The organism is Parasphingorhabdus sp. (assembly GCF_965233695.1).
GTDB lineage: Bacteria > Pseudomonadota > Alphaproteobacteria > Sphingomonadales > Sphingomonadaceae > Parasphingorhabdus.
Genome location: NZ_OZ247497.1, coordinates 3,545,077 through 3,563,574, shown reverse-complemented (window position 1 = coordinate 3,563,574; position 18,498 = coordinate 3,545,077). Strand labels below are relative to the sequence as shown.

General features: G+C 52.1%; 16 protein-coding genes. 7 read left to right on the top strand and 9 right to left on the bottom strand.

What is annotated here, in order from left to right:
• Positions 1-23 precede the first annotated feature (23 nt).
• The 5 genes from mce to pgi form a co-directional block, all read right to left on the bottom strand.
• On the bottom strand, positions 24-458 hold the full coding sequence (mce, locus tag ACO6S1_RS17080; RefSeq protein WP_422343759.1) for a methylmalonyl-CoA epimerase: 435 nt from the start codon (positions 456-458) through the stop codon (positions 24-26).
• The gene (locus tag ACO6S1_RS17075; protein WP_422343758.1) at positions 455-1,399 is read right to left on the bottom strand and encodes a DUF808 domain-containing protein; all 945 of its coding nucleotides are present in this window, start codon (positions 1,397-1,399) and stop codon (positions 455-457) included. Before ACO6S1_RS17075 ends, mce begins: the two co-directional genes overlap by 4 nt.
• 9 nt (positions 1,400-1,408) lie before the next feature.
• The gene (locus ACO6S1_RS17070) at positions 1,409-2,935 is read right to left on the bottom strand and encodes an acyl-CoA carboxylase subunit beta (RefSeq protein ID WP_422343757.1); all 1,527 of its coding nucleotides are present in this window, start codon (positions 2,933-2,935) and stop codon (positions 1,409-1,411) included.
• 129 nt (positions 2,936-3,064) lie between these two features.
• On the bottom strand, positions 3,065-4,411 hold the full coding sequence (gene gorA / locus ACO6S1_RS17065) for a glutathione-disulfide reductase (protein WP_422343756.1): 1,347 nt from the start codon (positions 4,409-4,411) through the stop codon (positions 3,065-3,067).
• 17 nt (positions 4,412-4,428) lie between these two features.
• Positions 4,429-5,907, bottom strand: coding sequence for a glucose-6-phosphate isomerase (gene pgi / locus ACO6S1_RS17060; RefSeq protein ID WP_422343755.1), 1,479 nt, complete (start codon positions 5,905-5,907; stop codon positions 4,429-4,431).
• A gap of 172 nt (positions 5,908-6,079) precedes the next feature.
• Here pgi and lepB point away from each other — a divergent pair, with 172 nt between their 5' ends.
• The 4 genes from lepB to ACO6S1_RS17040 all read left to right on the top strand — a co-directional run bounded on the left by lepB (position 6,080) and on the right by ACO6S1_RS17040 (position 9,369).
• Positions 6,080-6,886, top strand: a complete 807-nt coding sequence (gene lepB, locus ACO6S1_RS17055) for a signal peptidase I (RefSeq protein WP_422343754.1) — start codon at positions 6,080-6,082, stop codon at positions 6,884-6,886.
• Positions 6,879-7,547 (top strand): ribonuclease III, encoded by a 669-nt coding sequence (gene rnc / locus ACO6S1_RS17050; RefSeq protein WP_422343753.1) that lies wholly within the window; start codon positions 6,879-6,881, stop codon positions 7,545-7,547. Before lepB ends, rnc begins: the two co-directional genes overlap by 8 nt.
• A complete protein-coding gene (gene era, locus ACO6S1_RS17045) occupies positions 7,544-8,452 on the top strand; it encodes a GTPase Era (protein ID WP_422343752.1) in 909 nt (302 codons plus the stop codon). Before rnc ends, era begins: the two co-directional genes overlap by 4 nt.
• A 242-nt stretch (positions 8,453-8,694) precedes the next feature.
• A complete protein-coding gene (locus ACO6S1_RS17040) occupies positions 8,695-9,369 on the top strand; it encodes a PilZ domain-containing protein (RefSeq protein WP_422343751.1) in 675 nt (224 codons plus the stop codon).
• Positions 9,370-9,447: 78 nt separating this feature from the next.
• On the opposite strand, the gene ACO6S1_RS17035 is transcribed toward ACO6S1_RS17040, so the two are convergent.
• The 4 genes from ACO6S1_RS17035 to plsY form a co-directional block, all read right to left on the bottom strand.
• Complete coding sequence (locus ACO6S1_RS17035) at positions 9,448-10,551, bottom strand: Acg family FMN-binding oxidoreductase (RefSeq protein WP_422343750.1); 1,104 nt, start codon at positions 10,549-10,551, stop codon at positions 9,448-9,450.
• 194 nt (positions 10,552-10,745) lie between these two features.
• Positions 10,746-13,319, bottom strand: a complete 2,574-nt coding sequence (gene topA / locus ACO6S1_RS17030) for a type I DNA topoisomerase (protein WP_422343749.1) — start codon at positions 13,317-13,319, stop codon at positions 10,746-10,748.
• Between the two features lie 111 nt (positions 13,320-13,430).
• Positions 13,431-14,543, bottom strand: a complete 1,113-nt coding sequence (dprA, locus tag ACO6S1_RS17025; RefSeq protein WP_422343748.1) for a DNA-processing protein DprA — start codon at positions 14,541-14,543, stop codon at positions 13,431-13,433.
• A gap of 29 nt (positions 14,544-14,572) precedes the next feature.
• Positions 14,573-15,166: a glycerol-3-phosphate 1-O-acyltransferase PlsY gene (gene plsY / locus ACO6S1_RS17020; RefSeq protein ID WP_422343747.1), complete on the bottom strand. Its 594-nt coding sequence runs from the start codon at positions 15,164-15,166 to the stop codon at positions 14,573-14,575.
• Positions 15,167-15,315: 149 nt separating this feature from the next.
• Here plsY and murI point away from each other — a divergent pair, with 149 nt between their 5' ends.
• From murI to ACO6S1_RS17005, 3 genes are all read left to right on the top strand, one after another.
• The gene (gene murI / locus ACO6S1_RS17015) at positions 15,316-16,128 is read left to right on the top strand and encodes a glutamate racemase (protein WP_422343746.1); all 813 of its coding nucleotides are present in this window, start codon (positions 15,316-15,318) and stop codon (positions 16,126-16,128) included.
• Between the two features lie 109 nt (positions 16,129-16,237).
• Positions 16,238-17,452, top strand: coding sequence for a 5-aminolevulinate synthase (hemA, locus tag ACO6S1_RS17010; protein ID WP_422343745.1), 1,215 nt, complete (start codon positions 16,238-16,240; stop codon positions 17,450-17,452).
• A gap of 46 nt (positions 17,453-17,498) precedes the next feature.
• Positions 17,499-18,497, top strand: coding sequence for a ligase-associated DNA damage response exonuclease (locus ACO6S1_RS17005; protein WP_422343744.1), 999 nt, complete (start codon positions 17,499-17,501; stop codon positions 18,495-18,497).
• Position 18,498 lies beyond the last annotated feature (1 nt).

Below are 18,498 nucleotides of genomic sequence, written 5' to 3'. Positions count from 1 at the left end.
TTTTCTATTTTTGGCTGAGCGGATCAGTGATCCTTTGGTGTTTCCATAATCTCGGTTAGCATCCCGCCCATATCCTTGGGATGCACAAAAAAGATAAGAGTGCCGTGCGCGCCAATGCGCGGTTCGCCCAGGACGCGCTTGCCCATGGCTTCGAATTCGGCCCTGGCGGCATGAATATCGGGCACTTCAAAACAAATATGATGCTGTCCGCCAAGCGGGTTTTTGGCAAGGAACCCATGGATCGGACTATCTTCTCCGAGCGGTTCGATCAATTCGATCTGTGTGCCGTTCGTAGGTCCATCTGCCGAGGTATCAACAAAACAAACCTTCACACCTTGTGCGGGAAGATCGAAAGGTTCGCAAATGGATGTCGCTCCCATAACATCGCGCCAATGGGCGATACTGTCAGGGATAGAGGGAGTAACTACGCCGATGTGATTGAGGCGGCCTAATTTCAATGTGCTTCTCCGTGCGGAATGATTTTATGAACCAGTGGCGCGATCACCGCGCCCACGGCTACGCCGAGCAGGCCGGATAATATCGCAAAACTGATCCCGCTGGCAAATAGCTGGGCCGTTTCCGGAAACAGGCCGACGAGCGGATGTGAAATGACTTCAATAAGATGCTCCGGACCATGCCAGCCAACCGCCGCGATATTATGCACCAGCAGGCCTCCGCCGACCCATGCCATGGCCAGTGTGCCAATGATCGAAATGGTAGTCAGCAATTTGGGCATAAACGCGACCAAGCCGCGCCCAAAGGATGCGACAAATCCTTCATTTTCGGTCGCGAGATGCAGCCCGACATCATCCATTTTCACGATCAAAGCGACGACACCGTAGACACCCACCGTTATCACGATGCCGATCAGCGCGAGAATGATGCCCTGTTGCCACCAAACTTCATCAGTAACCTCGGACAGAGCGATCGCCATTATCTCCGCAGACAGAATGAAATCGGTGCGGATTGCGCCCGACACCATTTCATCTTCGCGGCCAGGACCTTCGACAATGGCGGGTTTTGTGTGCTTGGTGGTTTCATCGACATGAAGCCATTCCAGCACTTTTTCAGCCGCTTCATAGCATAGGAACAGACCGCCAAGGATCAAGATGATCGGGATCAGAAACGGTGCAAACTGACCCAGCAGAACGGCTGCGGGCAGCAGGAAAAGAAGCTTGTTCTTGATCGATCCCTTGGCGATCTTCCAGATCATCGGCAATTCACGCGCCGGGCTAAAGCCGGTCACATATTGCGGTGTGACAGCAGCATCATCGATAACGACACCAGCAGATTTGGTTCCAGCGCGAGCGGCGGCTACACTAATATCATCAATCGATGCGGCAGCGACCTTTGCAATGGCTGCGACATCATCGAGAAGGGCTACTAATCCTGTTGGCATAGCTACCCTTTACAACGGAATATTGTCATGCTTTTTCCACGGATTTTCGAGCTGCTTGTTGCGCAGCTTCCGCAATCCCAGTGCCACGCGTCTCCTTGTCGAATGCGGCATGATTACCTCATCCACAAAGCCCTTTTGTGCCGCGATAAACGGATTGGCGAAGCGGTCTTCATATTCCTTGGTTTTCTCGGCAATTTCCTCTTCAGTCTTGCCGCGGAAGATGATCTCGACTGCCCCCTTGGCGCCCATGACCGCGATTTCAGCGGTCGGCCAAGCATAGTTCAAGTCGCCACGCAGATGTTTTGACGCCATGACGTCATAGGCACCACCATAGGCTTTGCGGGTGATGATCGTGATCTTCGGCACCGTTGCCTCGGCATAGGCGAAGAGCAGCTTTGCGCCATGTTTGATAATGCCATTATGCTCTTGCGATGTGCCGGGCAAAAAGCCGGGGACATCGACCAGAGTCACAATCGGAATAGAGAACGCATCGCAATAGCGGACAAAGCGTGCCGCTTTCTTCGATGCATTAATGTCAAGGCAGCCTGCGAGAACCATCGGCTGATTGGCGACCACGCCAACGGTAGAGCCTTCCATCCGGCCAAAACCGCAGATGATATTGCCGGCATGGGCTGGCTGAATTTCAAAAAACTCGCCTTCATCCAACATCTTTTGAATGACCTCATGCATGTCATAAGGCTGGTTCGCGTTAGCGGGAACCAGTGTATCGAGACTGTCTTCCAATCGGTCCCATGGATCGGCAGTTGGTCGCTCGGGCACTTCTTCCCGATTGCTCAGCGGCATATAATCGATGAAATCACGTGCCGCAAGCAGGGCTTCGATGTCATTTTCATAAGCAACATCGGCGACGCTGGTCTTGGTGGTGTGGGTTACGGCCCCGCCCAATTCTTCCTGGGTTACAATCTCGTTGGTGACCGTCTTCACAACATCCGGCCCAGTCACGAACATGTAACTGCTATCCTTCACCATGAAGATAAAGTCTGTCATCGCCGGTGAGTAGACCGCTCCGCCGGCACAAGGACCCATGATCAGGCTGAGCTGCGGAACAACCCCGCTGGCCAGCACATTTCGCTGAAACACATCGGCATATCCGCCAAGCGATGCGACGCCTTCCTGGATACGCGCTCCGCCGCTGTCATTAATACCAATGACCGGGGCGCCGACTTTCATGGCGTTTTCCAGTATCTTACAGATTTTCTCTGCATGGCGTTCGCTGAGCGAGCCGCCGAAGACAGTGAAATCCTGAGAGAAAACAAAAATCAAACGGCCATTAATCGTACCGGAGCCGGTAACAACACCGTCGCCCGCAATTTTGGTTTCCTCCATGCCGAAATCGACACAATTATGTTCGACATACATGTCGATTTCTTCAAAAGACCCTTCGTCAAGAAGTATCTCAATCCGTTCGCGTGCGGTCAGCTTGCCTTTGGCATGCTGGCTATCAATCCGTTTTTGTCCGCCGCCGAGCATCGCCTCTGCGCGCTTGGCTTCCAATTGTGCGATAATGTCTGACATTCATCCCCCGACTGTGAATCACTAGGTGTGATATGCCCTAGTCAATGCACAGCCGGTTAGGCAATCGTCAATATCAAATTAATCGATCGATTAAGTTACTTTTGAAACGGCCCATGCCGTAGCGTCACCCTATTTCATCAATACCAATTCTTCGGACATGCTAGGGTGCAACGCGACGGTGTCATCAAACGCCTGCTTGGTCAAACCCGCCTTGACCGCAACTGCCGCGGCTTGAAGAATCTCCGGCGCATCCGGACCGATCATATGAAGGCCAAGAATCTTCTCGCTCGTGGCCTCGACAATCATTTTATAAAGACTGCGTTCTGGACGGTCAGCAAAGGCGTTGCGCATCGCCCGGAAATCGGACGAATAGACTTTGATATTGCCATATTGCGTCCGCGCCTCGCCCTCGGTCAGGCCAACAGAAGCAATAGGCGGTTGAGAAAATACCGCCGATGGAATGCAGCTATAATCGACTGTCTTGGGCGTATCGTTAAACACCGTTTCGGCAAAAGCCTGCCCTTCACGAATAGCCACAGGGGTCAGTTGGACGCGGTCCGTCACATCACCCACGGCGTAAATGCTATCGACATTGGTCCGGCTATATTCATCAACTTTGATGGCACCTTTGTCGTTCGTTTCGATGCCTGCATTTTCAAGACCAAGGCCTTCAATCTTGGGACGCCGACCTGTCGCCGCAAGCACAACATCAGCCCGCATTGCCGGCTTGCCGTCCATATAGACATCCAGCGCCCCATCTTCGCGTTTTTCAATCTTATCGAAGGTGCAGTTAAATTTGTAATTAATGCCCTTGGTCATGGCGATTTGCAGCAACCGGTCGCGCAAGCTTTCATCATAGCCGCGCAAGATCACGTCTGACCGATTGACCACAAATACTTCGCTGCCCAGACCATTGAAAATACCGGCAAATTCATTGGCGATATAGCCTCCGCCCGAGATGATCACGGTTTCGGGAAGTTTATCCAAATGGAACATTTCGTTGGATGTCAGCATATGTTCGCTGCCTGGAAATTCTGCCACATCAGGCCATGCACCTACAGCAACCAGTATATATTTGGCTGTGACAGTCTTGCCGCTGGCCAGCTTCACTTCATGCGGGCCAGCAATCTCAGCACGCTCTAGGATGATTTCAACATCATGGTTGTTCAGCGTCTGGGTGTAAGCGGAGTTAAGCCGGTCGACGTCGGAAAGAATATGATCACGCAACTTGGTCCAGTCGAATTTCGCATTTTCCCAAGTCCAGCCAAAATTCTTGCCATCTTCCAAATCTTCGGAAAAATGAGAGCCGTAAACCAGCATTTTTTTCGGGACACATCCACGAATGACACAGGTGCCACCAACGCGATATTCTTCCGCAACGGCTACTTTGGCACCATAAGATGCGGACACGCGCGCCGCTCTTGTTCCGCCCGATCCTGCACCGATGACGAACAGGTCATAATCATATTTCGACATTTAATTTCCTTGATAACTCAGGCAGGAAATGCCCGGTTTTTTAGTGTTTCGGTCGATGCGTCCATTTGGTTACTATCCCCTGCCATAAGCGTATTAGCCATTTCCTTGCCCAGCTCCACACCAAACTGGTCATAGGGATTAATGCCCAACAGCACAGCATTGGCAAAAGTGCGATGCTCGTAAAAAGCGATCAGCGCGCCCAAGGTCCGGCCGTCAAGATCGTCCAGTAATAGAGTGACCGATGGCCTGTCGCCCGGATAATTTCGATTAGGGTCATCGGATGTCTTGCCTGCCATCAGGGCAGCGCCCTGCGCGAAACAATTGAGCAACAAGCCGTGATGATGTTCGGCTGCCAGGGAATGACCCGGTTCAATCACAGCAAGAAATTCAACCGGTACAAGATGGGTGCCCTGATGGAGCAATTGGAACACGGCATGCTGCGCATCGGTTCCAACTCCGCCCCAGACAATCGGGCTGCTGTGGCGATCAAGCGGCTTACCGTCCGCCAAAACCGACTTTCCATTACTTTCCATTTCAAGCTGTTGCAGATAATCCGGCAAAAGGCCCAACCGTTCGTCATAGGCGAAGACCGCGCGGGTCTCGCAATTGCGGATCTGGCTGTAATATTGGTCACAAAAGGCAGCTATGACCGGTATATTCTGATCAAAGGAAGCCTCTTTGAAATGCTGATCCATTTCAGCGCCACCAGCAAGCAGGTCATCGAAAACATCCACGCCCAGCGTCAAGGCGACGCTAAACCCGATGGAAGACCAAAGCGAATAACGCCCGCCAACTGTCTCGGAAAAGGGCAAAACGCGGCTTTCGTCGATGCCCCATTCAACCGCCTTGTCCGGCATGGCAGTCAGTGCGACGATTTTTCCGAAAGGATCAGTGACGCCCTGCTCTGTCATCCAGTCTGTCACCGACCGCGCATTGAGGAAGGTTTCCGCGGTCGTGAAGCTTTTCGAAGCGATCACCAGCAATGTTTTATGCGCGTCAAAACGCTCGAGCACCGGTTCGAGCGCGCAGCCATCAATGTTTGAGATGACAGCCGTCTCATATTTTTCGTCGCCGATTTTCAGGGCTTCGAGTAGCAATTCCGGTCCTAATGCCGATCCGCCAATTCCGAGATGAATGATATATTCGATATCACCGAGCGCCCCGTCATCAATCGCTTCAATCAAGCCTTGCATCCGGTTTTTCAGCAAGCGGGCATTTTCGACACTGGTTTCCGCGCCGATCCCCCGTTCAGCGGTGTGTTCCGCAGCACGGCCTTCACTTATATTGACGGCAATACCGCTGATCAGTGCGTCAACTTGAGTGGATAAGCCTGCATCTTCAGCCAGTTTTTGAAAATTTTCAAGCAAGGCTGCATCCATATGTGTCTTAGAGAAATCAAAATAGATGCCGGATTGTTCAAAGCTGAGTTTCTTCACCCGTTCGGGATCGGCTTCAAACAGAGCAGTGAGAGTCGATACAGGTTGGGTTTCAATCAAATTCCAATAATCCAAATCAAATTCTTTCTTGTTAATTACAATGACCTGTTCGCCCCGCGTTTCCGATCCTAGCTCTATCCTGCGACCCTTTGATGAACAAGGTCAAATCACCAGCTATCGCCGTTAAACACTGTCTCTTGACCGCGCGCTTCAATATAAGCAAAGGAGCGCGATGAAAGATAAAACCGCTGAGCGATCAGAAACCGCTGATTTCATGATATTCCTCGTAAAATTGGCGATTTTCGTCATTATTTTGCGCAGCTTTATCGTCTCTCCATTCAATATCCCGTCGGAATCCATGCAACCGCGCCTGATGGTTGGCGACTATCTGCTGGTCGCAAAATGGCCCTATGGCTATTCGAAATACAGCATGCCGTTTAGCGTCCCGGTCATCCCAGGACGTATTTTAGCGAACAAGCCGGAACCCGGTGATGTCGTGGTGTTCAAGGCACCGCCGAGTGGCTCGGACGATTATATCAAGCGGGTTATCGGTTTGTCCGGCGATATTATCCGGGTAAGTGATGGCGTTGTGTCAATCAACGGCGTCGAAGTCGGCCGCAAGAAAATCGATGACTATGTGCATCTGGTTTCGCCTAATAGCACCTGCTATGAAAATTACTTTGAAACAACCAATGCAGACGGCGAGCGGATTTGCCGCTATCCGCAATATGAAGAGACGCTCCCCAATGGCAGATCCTATCGGGTGCTGGACGTCAAACAAGATTCTGTAGGCGACAATACTGAGAGCTTTGTTGTTCCGGATGGTCATATGTTCCTGATGGGTGACAACCGTGACCGTAGCGCTGATAGCCGTTTCCCGGCTGTTGAGGGTCAGGCTATCGGGATGGTGCCGCAGGAAAATCTTGTCGGTCGGGCGTTGGTATCGGTATTCTCAACCGACGGATCGGCAGAGTGGGTCAAACCATGGACATGGTTCACCGCCGCGCGTTGGGATCGTATTGGAGAGGATTTTGAATAAGTCGGCATTTCTGGATTGGATCACTGGGTTGATCGGAAAAGCCCCTCGGGATGAAAAACTTTATATTCGCGCCTTTACTCATGGCAGCTTCGGCGATGAAGATTATCAGCGCCTGGAATTTCTCGGTGACCGGGTTCTGGGCGTAACCATTGCGACGCAACTTTACGAGCAATTTCCAAACGAGCCAGAAGGCAAGTTATCACAGCGTTTAAATGGTCTTGTTTCGGGAAAAGTCTGTGGAGAGATTGCTAAGGAAATCGGTTTTTCCCATCATTTGCTGCTCGGTAAACAGGCGCGCGATGACGGAGCACGCCAGAGCAGCAAAGTGCTTGGTGATGTCATGGAATCCCTGATAGGAGCGCTTTATCTTGATCAGGGTGCTGATGCGGCGAAACAGTTCATTCTCAAATATTGGGGTGACCGGATATCGGGCATGGCAAAGGATATCCGCCATCCCAAATCCGCGCTTCAGGAATGGGCAGCGGCGCACAACCGAAAAATGCCGGTTTACGAGCTCGTCGAAAAATCGGGCCCTCATCATGACTTGCGTTTTACAGTTCGGGCCAGCATCAACAACGTCGGAGCAGTGGAAGCCTCTGCGTCCTCCAAACAGACTGCAGAAACGGAAGCTGCGAAACTCTTTCTGGAACAATTTACATGACCGAAATATCCACCTCCCCGAAATGTGGTGTAGTGGCGCTGATCGGCGCACCCAATGCGGGAAAATCTACGCTGATCAATGCACTTGTAGGCCAGAAGGTTGCGATTACCAGTTCCAAACCACAAACGACGCGGACCCGATTGTTGGGAATTGCGATTGAAAATGAAGCGCAACTGTTGCTTGTCGATACACCGGGCATCTTCGAGCCGCGACGCCGGTTGGATCGCGCAATGGTTTCGGCAGCTTGGGAGGGCGCGGAAGATGCTGATATTATCGTCATGCTGGTGGATTCGCGTGCGGGCCTTGGCCCCAAGGTCACTTCGATTGTGGAACGGATCAAGCATCGCCCGGAAAAACTCATTCTGGTGATGAACAAGGTCGACATTGCCGCAAAAGACAAATTGCTGACGCATGTTACTAAACTCAATGACCTGTGCGGTTTTGACGAGACATTTTTTGTCAGTGCGAAAACTGGAGACGGGTTGGATGAACTGAAATCTTATCTGGTCGATGCAATGCCGGAAGGGCCTTGGCACTTCCCGGAAGACCAGGTGTCTGACGCCAGCGAACGGCTTTTGGCTGCCGAGATTACGCGGGAACAGGTTTTCCGTCAGCTCCATGCCGAGCTGCCTTATGCGACCGCGATCGCGATGGAGCAATATAAGGAACGTCCAGATGGATCTCTGGAGATTCACCAGCAAATTCTGGTCGAGAAACCGACCCAGCGCGCGATCATCCTCGGCAAAGGTGGGCACCAGATCAAGGAAATCGGTGCCAGAGCCCGCGCTGAGCTGTCCGAAATTTTGGGTAAAACCGTGCATCTTTATCTCCATGTCAAAGTAAGTGCGAATTGGGATGAAGACAAAAGCCTCTATCAGGATATGGGCCTCGACTGGGTCAAGTAACCGGACGGTTCAGATACTATCTAAAAATCAGGGGCAGGCTGTTCCCTCACCATCTTGTTTGGTCACTCCCAGATAGAGTTGACGGACCAACGCAGACTTAACTTGCGAAAATCCCTTAAGATATCGAAGCGCCAACCGTTATAAACAGAGTGTTTCGGACTCTCCATCATAGCAATGATGCAGACAGCCCTCGCACAACAATTGAGCACTCTTTTTTTCCTCTCCAGGACAAGGTGAAATAAATGGTCGGAAATGTTCAATCAGCTAAGGTTGAAGCCCTGGATCATGACAATTCTGAAAGCGCGCAGGAACGGCGAAAAAAGGAACGTCAGCTGACCGTATTTCGCTTGGCAAAAATCACGTCTGGGACAGCCGAAGGGTGGGGTTTCATAAAAAACATCTCCGGCAGCGGGGTCATGATTGAGATACATCCCAGTTTTGAATTGAAGGAAACGGCAACGGTCGCTCTGACCGATGATGTCGCGCTCACGGCAACCATCCGTTGGCGCAAGGATGCGCTGGTTGGCATGCAATTCAAGAACGAGATCAACGTCAACGAGCTGCTCGCCAGCCTGCGGGTCCACAACAAATATCAACTCTCCCGGCTGCCGCGTGTACATATGCGGCAAGCAATCGTTTTCAGGATCGGTTCCACGTTGGTGAGAGCCGAAATCTGCGATATCTCACCGGCCGGAATCCGGATCAATGCCGATTATATATGTGAAGTCGGCAACCAGCTAACACTGGTGGTGCCAGATCTGGGCGATATTGCCGGCACCGTCCGCTGGCAAAAAGGCTCTGAGATTGGCATCAAATTTCATCAGAGGGTTTCTGTTCCGCAAATAACCGATTGGCTAGCCAATTTTTATACGAAGGAAATTACGCCTGAATCAGGGTGCAGGGTTGAGTTGGGTTAAGCGACTACTTACCGCTCAAGAACATCGGCTTTCTCTCCGAAGCGGACGCCAAATTTAAGTTTAGATTGGCCTGTCTCTTTATTGTGAGACCTCCAACACTGCGTCAATCGGGCGACGGAGCGACATTGGCATTGTTGGCCCATAGCCAAAGCGCATGATGATATTGGGGCGCCGCTTCGGCGTTCCAACCAAGGCCGCCAGCTCCGGACGCAGTTTTAAGACTTCAACGGGCTGATTTATATACGCCTGCTTCAATCCCAGAGCGGTCGCCTGCAAAGCAAACCTTTGACAGGCGCGGCCTGCTTGCACCCAATGCTCCGGATCATCCTTCTCTCCAACAAATACCGCAATGCCAGCAGAACCGTTAATCTGGCGGGCATATTTGTCGTTCTCCGTGTTTTTCTGGAATAGCAGATCAAACATCCCACGCCCGAGCCAGCTTGGCAAAGCGGGATTTCCACCGCTCGCCCCAAACAGACCATCGCGCTTTTCCATCGCATCATTGGGATTGAAGCGGATCCACTGCTTCAGTTCGTCAACAAATCCCTTGTCCTCCATCTGCAAGCTATTCCCGGCGATCACTAAATCCCGAATGCGGTTCATTTGCATTCTGTCGGTTATCAGAATCGTTGCGACGCCAGGAATTTCCGATGCAGAGGATAGCAAAGCCAAATCGGTGGTGCTTACAGATCTGCCATCATAGTCTGTTCTGGTCGATTGCCTTTTGATAATAGCCCCTAACAAGGGTGAGCGTTCTTCGCCGCCTGCCACCGTATCGACCACAACTTTTCCGTTTTCAGCCGGATCAAAGCGAAGCTCGCTCGTGCGATTGGCGGCTGTGCATGCAATCATCAGGTTTTCGGCAGCACAGCCAAGGCTGGCGAAGAGATGATGATCGTCGGGATCAACTACGATCGTTCTTCTCGTGAAATCCGGCAGAATCTCAAAGCTGCCCCCTCGAACTCGAAACTTCCAAGGCTGGGTATTGTGCCCATTGGCTGCGAGTGTTGCGTAACGGATCAGTTCGCGGTCGTTTGGTTGCACAGCAAGCGGCAAGCGCAATTGTTTTGCAACTTCCTTATATTCGTCCATTGATCCCGTTTGCTTAAGTCCGATTGCGGTTGCAGCGCCACCTGCGACAATCACAGCCCCGCCGCCAATCAAAAGAGTGCGCCTGTGCATCCGCTTTTCTCCCGTCAATTATCGGAAAATTGGTCCGATCAGGAATATGCGTTGGCTCTGGATACACAAATACGTGTTCTAACGGATATCCTCCGAACAGATTGAGCTCCATGTTTAATGTCCGCTTTTGCGCCCAAAGCAGACACTGGCGTTGCCGGTGACTCAAGCCCCAGCTCGAGCAAACCGGAGCTTCCCTACTCCGCCTTAGCCTTCGCAGGGGCTTTCTTCGCCGCCGGTTTCTTTTTCGCCGCAGGCTTTTTCTTGGCCGCAGCCTTCTTCTTCGGCACTGCTTTCTTCTTGCGCTTCTTTGCCGGGCCTTTTGCCGCGCGGTCATCAATCAGCTGTGCTGCTTCTTCGAGCGTGAGCTGATCCTTATCCACTGTCTTGGGTAGTGACGCATTGGTCGTACCATCGGTCACATAGGGGCCATAGCGACCATCCATCAGCTTGATTTCTTCTTCGGTGCGCGGATGTTTGCCCATGATCTTGAGTGGCTCAGCGCCTCTGCGGCCACCCTTACCGTTTTTCGCGGCATCGGCGAGCTTGGCAACGGCGGCGTTCATGCCGATTTCAAAGACTTCCGCCGTGTTTTCCAGACGTGCCGATTTGCCGTCATGACTCAAATAGGGACCATAGCGACCAATCAGCGCGTTAACTTCCTTGCCCGTTTCCGGATGCACACCAACTTCGCGTGGCAATGAAAGCAGTTTCAATGCCCATTCGAGGCCAAAATCTTCTGCCGGCACATCTTTCGGGATGGAGGAACGCTTGGCTTCCTTGCCCTCGCCACGCTGGACATAGGGACCAAAGCGGCCAACCATCTTGGTCACTTTTTCATCTGTATCCGGATCAACACCCAAATCTTCCGGACCTTCATCCGCATCGGCATTGGCGCCGCCACCTTGCGCAAAGCGCCGGGTGAACTTGCATTCAGGATAGTTGGAACAGGCGACAAAGGCGCCAAAGCGGCCGCCACGAAGGGCCAGTTTGCCTTCGTTACAGCGCGGACAGAGGCGCGGATCGGTGCCGTCTTCTTTTTCCGGGAACAGATAAGGTTCGAGAAACTTGTCCAGTTCTGCCGTTACTTCTGACGGCAATTTCTCCATGACTTCGACCGTTTTTGGTTTGAAGTCATGCCAGAAGGCTTCGAGAATCTTCTGCCATTCGGCACGACCGCCACTGACATCATCCAGCTCGTCCTCAAGGCCGGCGGTATATTCATAAGCGACATAGCGCTCGAAAAATCTTTCGAGAAAACCTGTTAAAAGCCGCCCGCTTTCCTCTGCAAAGAAACGATTTCCCTCGGTCCGGACATAGGCACGGTCTTTCAGCGTCTTGATGATCGAGGCATAGGTGGAAGGACGGCCAATGCCGAGTTCTTCCATCTTCTTGACCAGGCTCGCTTCGCTGTAACGCGGTGGCGGTTGCGTGAAATGCTGATTGGCTTCGACGGACTTCTTGGCCGGACTATCACCTTTGGACATAGCCGGGAGCAAGCCGCCATTTTCGTCTTTGCTGTCGTCGCGGCCTTCTTCGTATAGCGCCATAAAGCCCGGGAATTTGACGACCTGACCGGTGGCGCGCAGGCCGGTTTGACCCGTGCCATCGAGCATTTCAACGGTCGTGCGCTCCAGTCGCGCGGCGGCCATCTGGCTGGCCATAGCGCGTTTCAGGATCAGACTGTAAAGCTTGGCATGATCGCCGCTGCCCATCGTGTCGCGGGTAAAGCTGGTGGGCCGGATCGCCTCATGGGCCTCCTGCGCATTTTTGGCCTTGGATTTGTAGATGCGGGGACTGTCGGGCACATAGCTGGCGTCATAGCGATCGGATATCGCCTTGCGCGCGGCGGAAATGGCGCTGCCGTCCATCTGCACGCCATCGGTACGCATGTAAGTAATACCGCCATCTTCATAAAGCTGCTGCGCGATACGCATCGTGTGGCTTGCCGAATAGCCGAGTTTACGGGCTGCTTCCTGTTGCAGGGTCGAGGTCGTAAATGGCGGTGGCGGGTTGCGGGTAAGCGGCTTTGTTTCGACCGTTTCAATCGTGAACAGGCCGTTTTCAACCGCTGTTTTGGCGGCCGTGGCCTCGGCTTCGTTGGACAGGTCCATCTTGCCAAGCTTTTTGCCCTGATGAATAGTGAGCCGTGCTTCAAAAGCCTGACCGCCCTGCTCCATCTGTGATGTGACGGACCAATATTCCTGCGGATTGAACGCTTCAATTTCGCGCTCACGCTCAACGATCAGGCGCAAAGAGACGGATTGGACACGGCCAGCGGATTTGGCACCGGGCAGTTTACGCCACAATACAGGGGACAATGTGAAGCCCACCAGATAATCCAGCGCGCGGCGCGCACGATAGGCATCGATCAAATCGTCATCCAGCGCCCGCGGATTGGCCATGGCTTCGGTGACCGCAGATTTCGTGATCGCGTTAAAGGTTACGCGGTCGACCTTTTCAGGGAGCGCTTTCTTTTTCCGCAAAACTTCCTGCACATGCCAGCTAATCGCTTCGCCTTCCCGGTCAGGGTCGGTCGCGAGAATGAGGCGCGTGGCCTTTTTGGACAGGTCGGTAATCGCCTTGAGCTGCTTGGTCTTGTCCGCATAGGGCTGCCACAGCATGGCAAAGCCGTCATCAGGATCAACCGAACCATCTTTGGGTGGCAGATCCCGGATATGGCCATAAGAAGCCAATACCTTGAAATCCGACCCCAGATATTTTTCGATTGTTTTCGCTTTGGCGGGTGACTCAACGATTACTAATTGCATAATTTCCGATTTTCATTTGTCTCACGTATACGCGCGAGGCTGGAACACAGGTTGGACATTCGTCAAGCACTTGATGGACGAGATTGCCGTTTAGCTTAATTTTATAGGATTTCAACTGGGCAAACTTACGCGGGCTCCCGAGTGGCGTACCAATCGGCCGGCGAGTTCCAGTTCCAGCAGGATCATTTGTACCGAGGCAGCGGACAAGCCGGATTGCCGGACAAGCTCATCGACTGACACCGGCGTCATGCTGAGCAGCCGGGTTAGCAACTGTCTGGCTGTGTCATCAATTTCTTCATTGGGCATTTCCCGCAATTTCGAGGGACCACCTTGGTTTTCAAACAGATCGAGCGGTATATTGGCGCCTGCTGCGCGCTCATCAAAATGGCGGATGAGTTCCAGAACGTCATCTGCGGACTGGATCAGCGTCGCGCCTTCGCGGATCAGTCCGTTGCAACCCCTTGACCGCGGATCGAGCGGAGAGCCGGGTACAGCCATGACATGGCGTCCGGCCTCTGCGGCCAGTCTGGCGGTGATCAGAGAGCCTGATCTGGGAGCGGCTTCAACGATGATTGTTCCTTGGGACAGGCCGGCAATAATCCGGTTCCGATAGGGAAAATGGCGGGCTTTGGGTTCTGTACCGGGTGGTTGCTCGGCCAATAGCAGACCATCTTGCGCTATCTGGTTCTGTAGTTTTTCATTTTCCGGTGGATAGCAGATGTCGATGCCGCCGGCGATTACCGCAACGGCGGATTTGTTGACCGATCCCTGATGAGCGGCCGTATCTATTCCTCTCGCCAGGCCGGAAACAACCGTAACATGCTCGGTCATCAGGCTGTTGGCGAGATCCCTGGCAAACCGGCAAGCGGCGGCGGAGGCATTGCGCGCACCGACAATCGCAACGGTTGGATGGCTGAGCAAAGCCAGTTTGCCGCGATAGATTAAGGCTGGCGGCGCGTTGCCAAGTTCTGTCAGCAGATAGGGGTAATCCGGGTCGCCAAGAAACAGATATTGCGCGCCCAGCTTGCGCGTCCTTTCCATTTCCCGTTCGATGCTGGAGCGATCAGAGAGGCGTGGTGCCCTGCCCCCGCCTCTTGCGGCCAATTCAGGCAGCATCTCAAGCGCTTTGGCGGCAGTGCCATAACGACGGATGAGTTGGACATAGCTTACCGGGCCAATATTGGCGGATCGAATCAGCCTCAGCCGATCAAAGTCTTCGTTCATGCTGCGTACCGTTTAACGGGTTGGGGGAATTAGGACGCGCCGACTTTGGGCTCTTCGCCTGCCATCAGCCGCTCAACATTAGCGCGGTGCTTCCAGATTACAAGCAGGGCAAAGCCTATAAACATGGGTACCCATGAATATTGACCAACTATAACAGCTGTGATGGGTATCGAAATAGAGGCGAGCATGCCACTAACCGATGAATATCGTAATATTACCAGACAGGCGATCCAGGTTATGGCAAAGACTATGCCCAATATAGGGGCCAAAGCGGCAACAATACCGAGCAAGGTCGCGACCCCTTTACCACCCTTGAATTTCAGCCAAACCGGATAAAGATGGCCCAGAAAAGCCCCCATCCCCGCCAACACGCCCAATCCGCCTTCAATGCTCGACGCAATAAGCACCGCCACGGCACCCTTGCCGACATCGAGTAGCAGGGTCAGCGCTGCTATGGCTTTGTTTCCGGTTCTCAAAACGTTGGTCGCGCCTATATTTCCAGAGCCAATATCGCGCAGATCGCCACCGCCAGACAAGCGCGTCAGCAACAGGCCAAAAGGGATCGACCCCAGCATATAGCCAAAGAACACAGCCAAAATTGGTTCAATCCACATGGATTGCATCGTACCAAATCCCCTTTGATTTCTGGGAGCTATCTGCAAGAAAGCTTTTGAGCAAGGCTTTTACGTTGTAAAAACAGGTAAGATCAACCAGTTGTAGGGTCAGCCGAAACAATTGAGATTCCAAATTATTCGGGTTTAAAGGTGCAGTGATGAAGGCCGATCAAACAAAAACAGTTGCTCCACTTTTGTTTTTCGACACTGGTATTGGTGGATTCTCGATCCTGCGTGAAGCACAAAAATTACTTCCTGGAGCGCCAATCATCTACGCGGCTGATTATGCCGGGATGCCTTATGGCATGAAGTCTGAAGAGGAGCTTTCCACCAGAATTCCTTTACTACTCGGGCGTTTGGTTGAACGCTACAAACCCAAACTAGTTACAATTGCTTGCAATACGGCATCTACAATTGCACTCGACGTCGTTCGATCTGTTTTGGATACACCCGTCGTTGGAACCGTCCCCGCGATTAAACCAGCAAGCCAGATCACGAAAACCGGTGTCATCGGTTTATTGGGTACCCGAGCCACCATACGGCAACCCTATGTCGATCGATTGGCTGCTGAATTTGCAGCAGACAAGCTATTGCTACGCTATGGCGCTCCTGATCTTGTTCATGCTGCTGAAGCCAAATTGCGTGGTGAGGAACCTGATTCTGCAATCATCGATGCAGCGGTTCAGGGCCTGTTGGACCAAGAGCGCGGTGAAGAAATAGACACAGTCATACTAGCCTGCACTCACTTTCCATTGCTGCAAGAAGAGTTGCAGAAATCATTTGTCAGAGACATTCAATTTATCGATGGCTCTCGAGGTATTGCAAGACGGATAGCCTATCTGACAAGTGATGTCATATGGCCAGAACCGTCAGAAAATGGCGTTTTTGTTACAACGGGCACACTTGATCAATTGCTACCTTATAGAGCAACGTTTCAAAAGTTCGGCATTACCAAATTGGATACATTGTAATTGGAAGGCTTATTGCGAATGGTTCGCGCTGGAAATTCAGCAAAAAGGTCGTTAATGGCCGTCGATAAAGGATCGCTTGGCAAAAGAATGACACAGGGAAAAGTGTAAAGTGGACTACGACAAGGTTTTTTCTCAAGCGATTGACCGCCTTCACAGCGAAGGCCGCTATCGAGTTTTTATAGATATTTTACGGAACAAGGGAACGTTTCCCAATGCGCGCTGTTTTGCGCATCATAATGGACCAAAACCTGTTACCGTTTGGTGTTCTAATGACTATCTCGCAATGGGCCAGCATCCTACTGTCATTGCAGCAATGGAAGAAGCCTTGCATGATGTCGGCGCAGGCTCTGGAGGAACCCGCAATATCGGTGGCAATACCCATTATCATGTAGAGCTTGAAAACGAACTTGCAGACCTGCATGGCAAATCCGGTGCCTTGCTTTTTACCTCCGGCTATGTTTCCAACGAAGCCACACTTTCAACACTGACCAAGATACTGCCCGGTTGCATTATCTTTTCAGACGAATTGAACCATGCATCGATGATCGCCGGTATCAAGAATAGCGGATGCGAAAAACGCGTTTTTCGGCATAATGACCTTGAACATCTTGAAGAACTGCTTGCGGCCGAAGAGCCGGACGCTCCCAAATTGATCGCTTTTGAAAGTATCTACTCGATGGATGGGGATGTGGCACCATTACACGATATTTGTGATCTCGCCGACAAATATAACGCCCTTACCTATTGTGATGAAGTTCATGCAGTTGGCATGTACGGCGAACATGGTGGCGGTATATCAGAGCGCGACCGCGCAGCCGATCGCATCACAATTATTGAAGGCACTCTGGCAAAGGCCGTTGGTGTTATGGGCGGCTACATTACGGCTGATCAGAAGATCATCGATGTTATCCGATCCTATGCCCCCGGGTTTATCTTTACTACTAGCCTGTCTCCAGTCCTAGTTGCTGGCGCACTTGCAAGCGTGAGACATCTCAAGCAATCAAATAGCGAGCGGGAAGGTCAGCAAGCTGCGGCGCAAACATTGAAAGACATGCTTTCCAATGCCGGGCTCCCGGTAATGGGTTCGACGACCCATATCGTTCCATTGCTTGTCGGAGATCCCGTCAAAGCCAAAAAGATAAGCGACATCCTCTTGGCCGAGTACGGCGTCTATGTGCAACCGATTAACTACCCCACGGTTCCTCGTGGTCTTGAGCGGCTACGCTTTACTCCAGGCCCGGTCCATACAGAGGAAATGATGGCTGAGCTTACGAAGGCCTTGGTTGAGATTTGGGGCCGAATGGAATTACAACTCGCGGCTTGATATAGTTTCTCTGGAACTTTTATCAATTTCAGTACTATAGATGGGGATGACCGAAGCAGCCCATTGGATAGAACCCCATCCGCATGGAATCTATATCAAACCGGCAGATGCCTGGATTGATCCATCCCGACCGGTATCGCGCGCATTGGTGACCCATGGTCATGCCGATCACGCCAGAGGCGGTCATGAAGAAGTATGGGCAACCCCCGAAACGCTGGCCATAATGGGCTTGCGCTATGGCACGCATTCAGGACAAGCGATTAGATATGGAGACGGTTTTGATCTGGGTGGCGTAAAAATAAGCTATCACTCTGCAGGCCACGTTCTGGGTTCCGCCCAGATATTGATGGAATACGAGGGAGAGCGCGTCGTTGCCACCGGAGATTATAAACGACGAGCCGACCCAACTTGTGAGCCTTTTGACGTGGTGCCTTGCGATATTTTCATAACGGAAGCTACTTTTGGATTGCCGGTTTTCAAGCATCCAGAAACGGAAGTTGAAATTCAAAAACTGCTTTCTGCGAGAGCGGCCAATCCCGACCGCTGTATTTTGGTGGGCGCTTACGCATTGGGTAAGGCGCAGCGGGTGATTGGGGAATTGCGAAACGCTGGTTATAACAATCCAATCTACCTGCACGGTGCGCTGAAAAAAATGTGCCATCTTTATCAAACACTCGGCATTGCCTTGGGGGATATCCGACCTGTGATGGATACCGAGAAAGATGCTATGCGAGGTGCAATAATTTTGGCACCACCCTCCGCTCTAAATGACCGCTGGAGCCGGAGGTTGCCAAATCCGATAACGGCAATGGCTTCTGGATGGATGCGTGTGAGGCAACGTGCTCGTCAGCGTAACGTCGAGCTACCTCTCATCATGTCAGACCATGCAGATTGGGAGGAACTGACACAGACTATAAAGGAAGTCTCGCCCTCCGAAACATGGATTACGCACGGCAGAGAAGATGCTCTTGTGCATTGGTGTTCACTAAATCAAATGAAGGCTAGAGCATTGGAAATGGTCGGTCGCGAAGAAGAAGATGACTGAA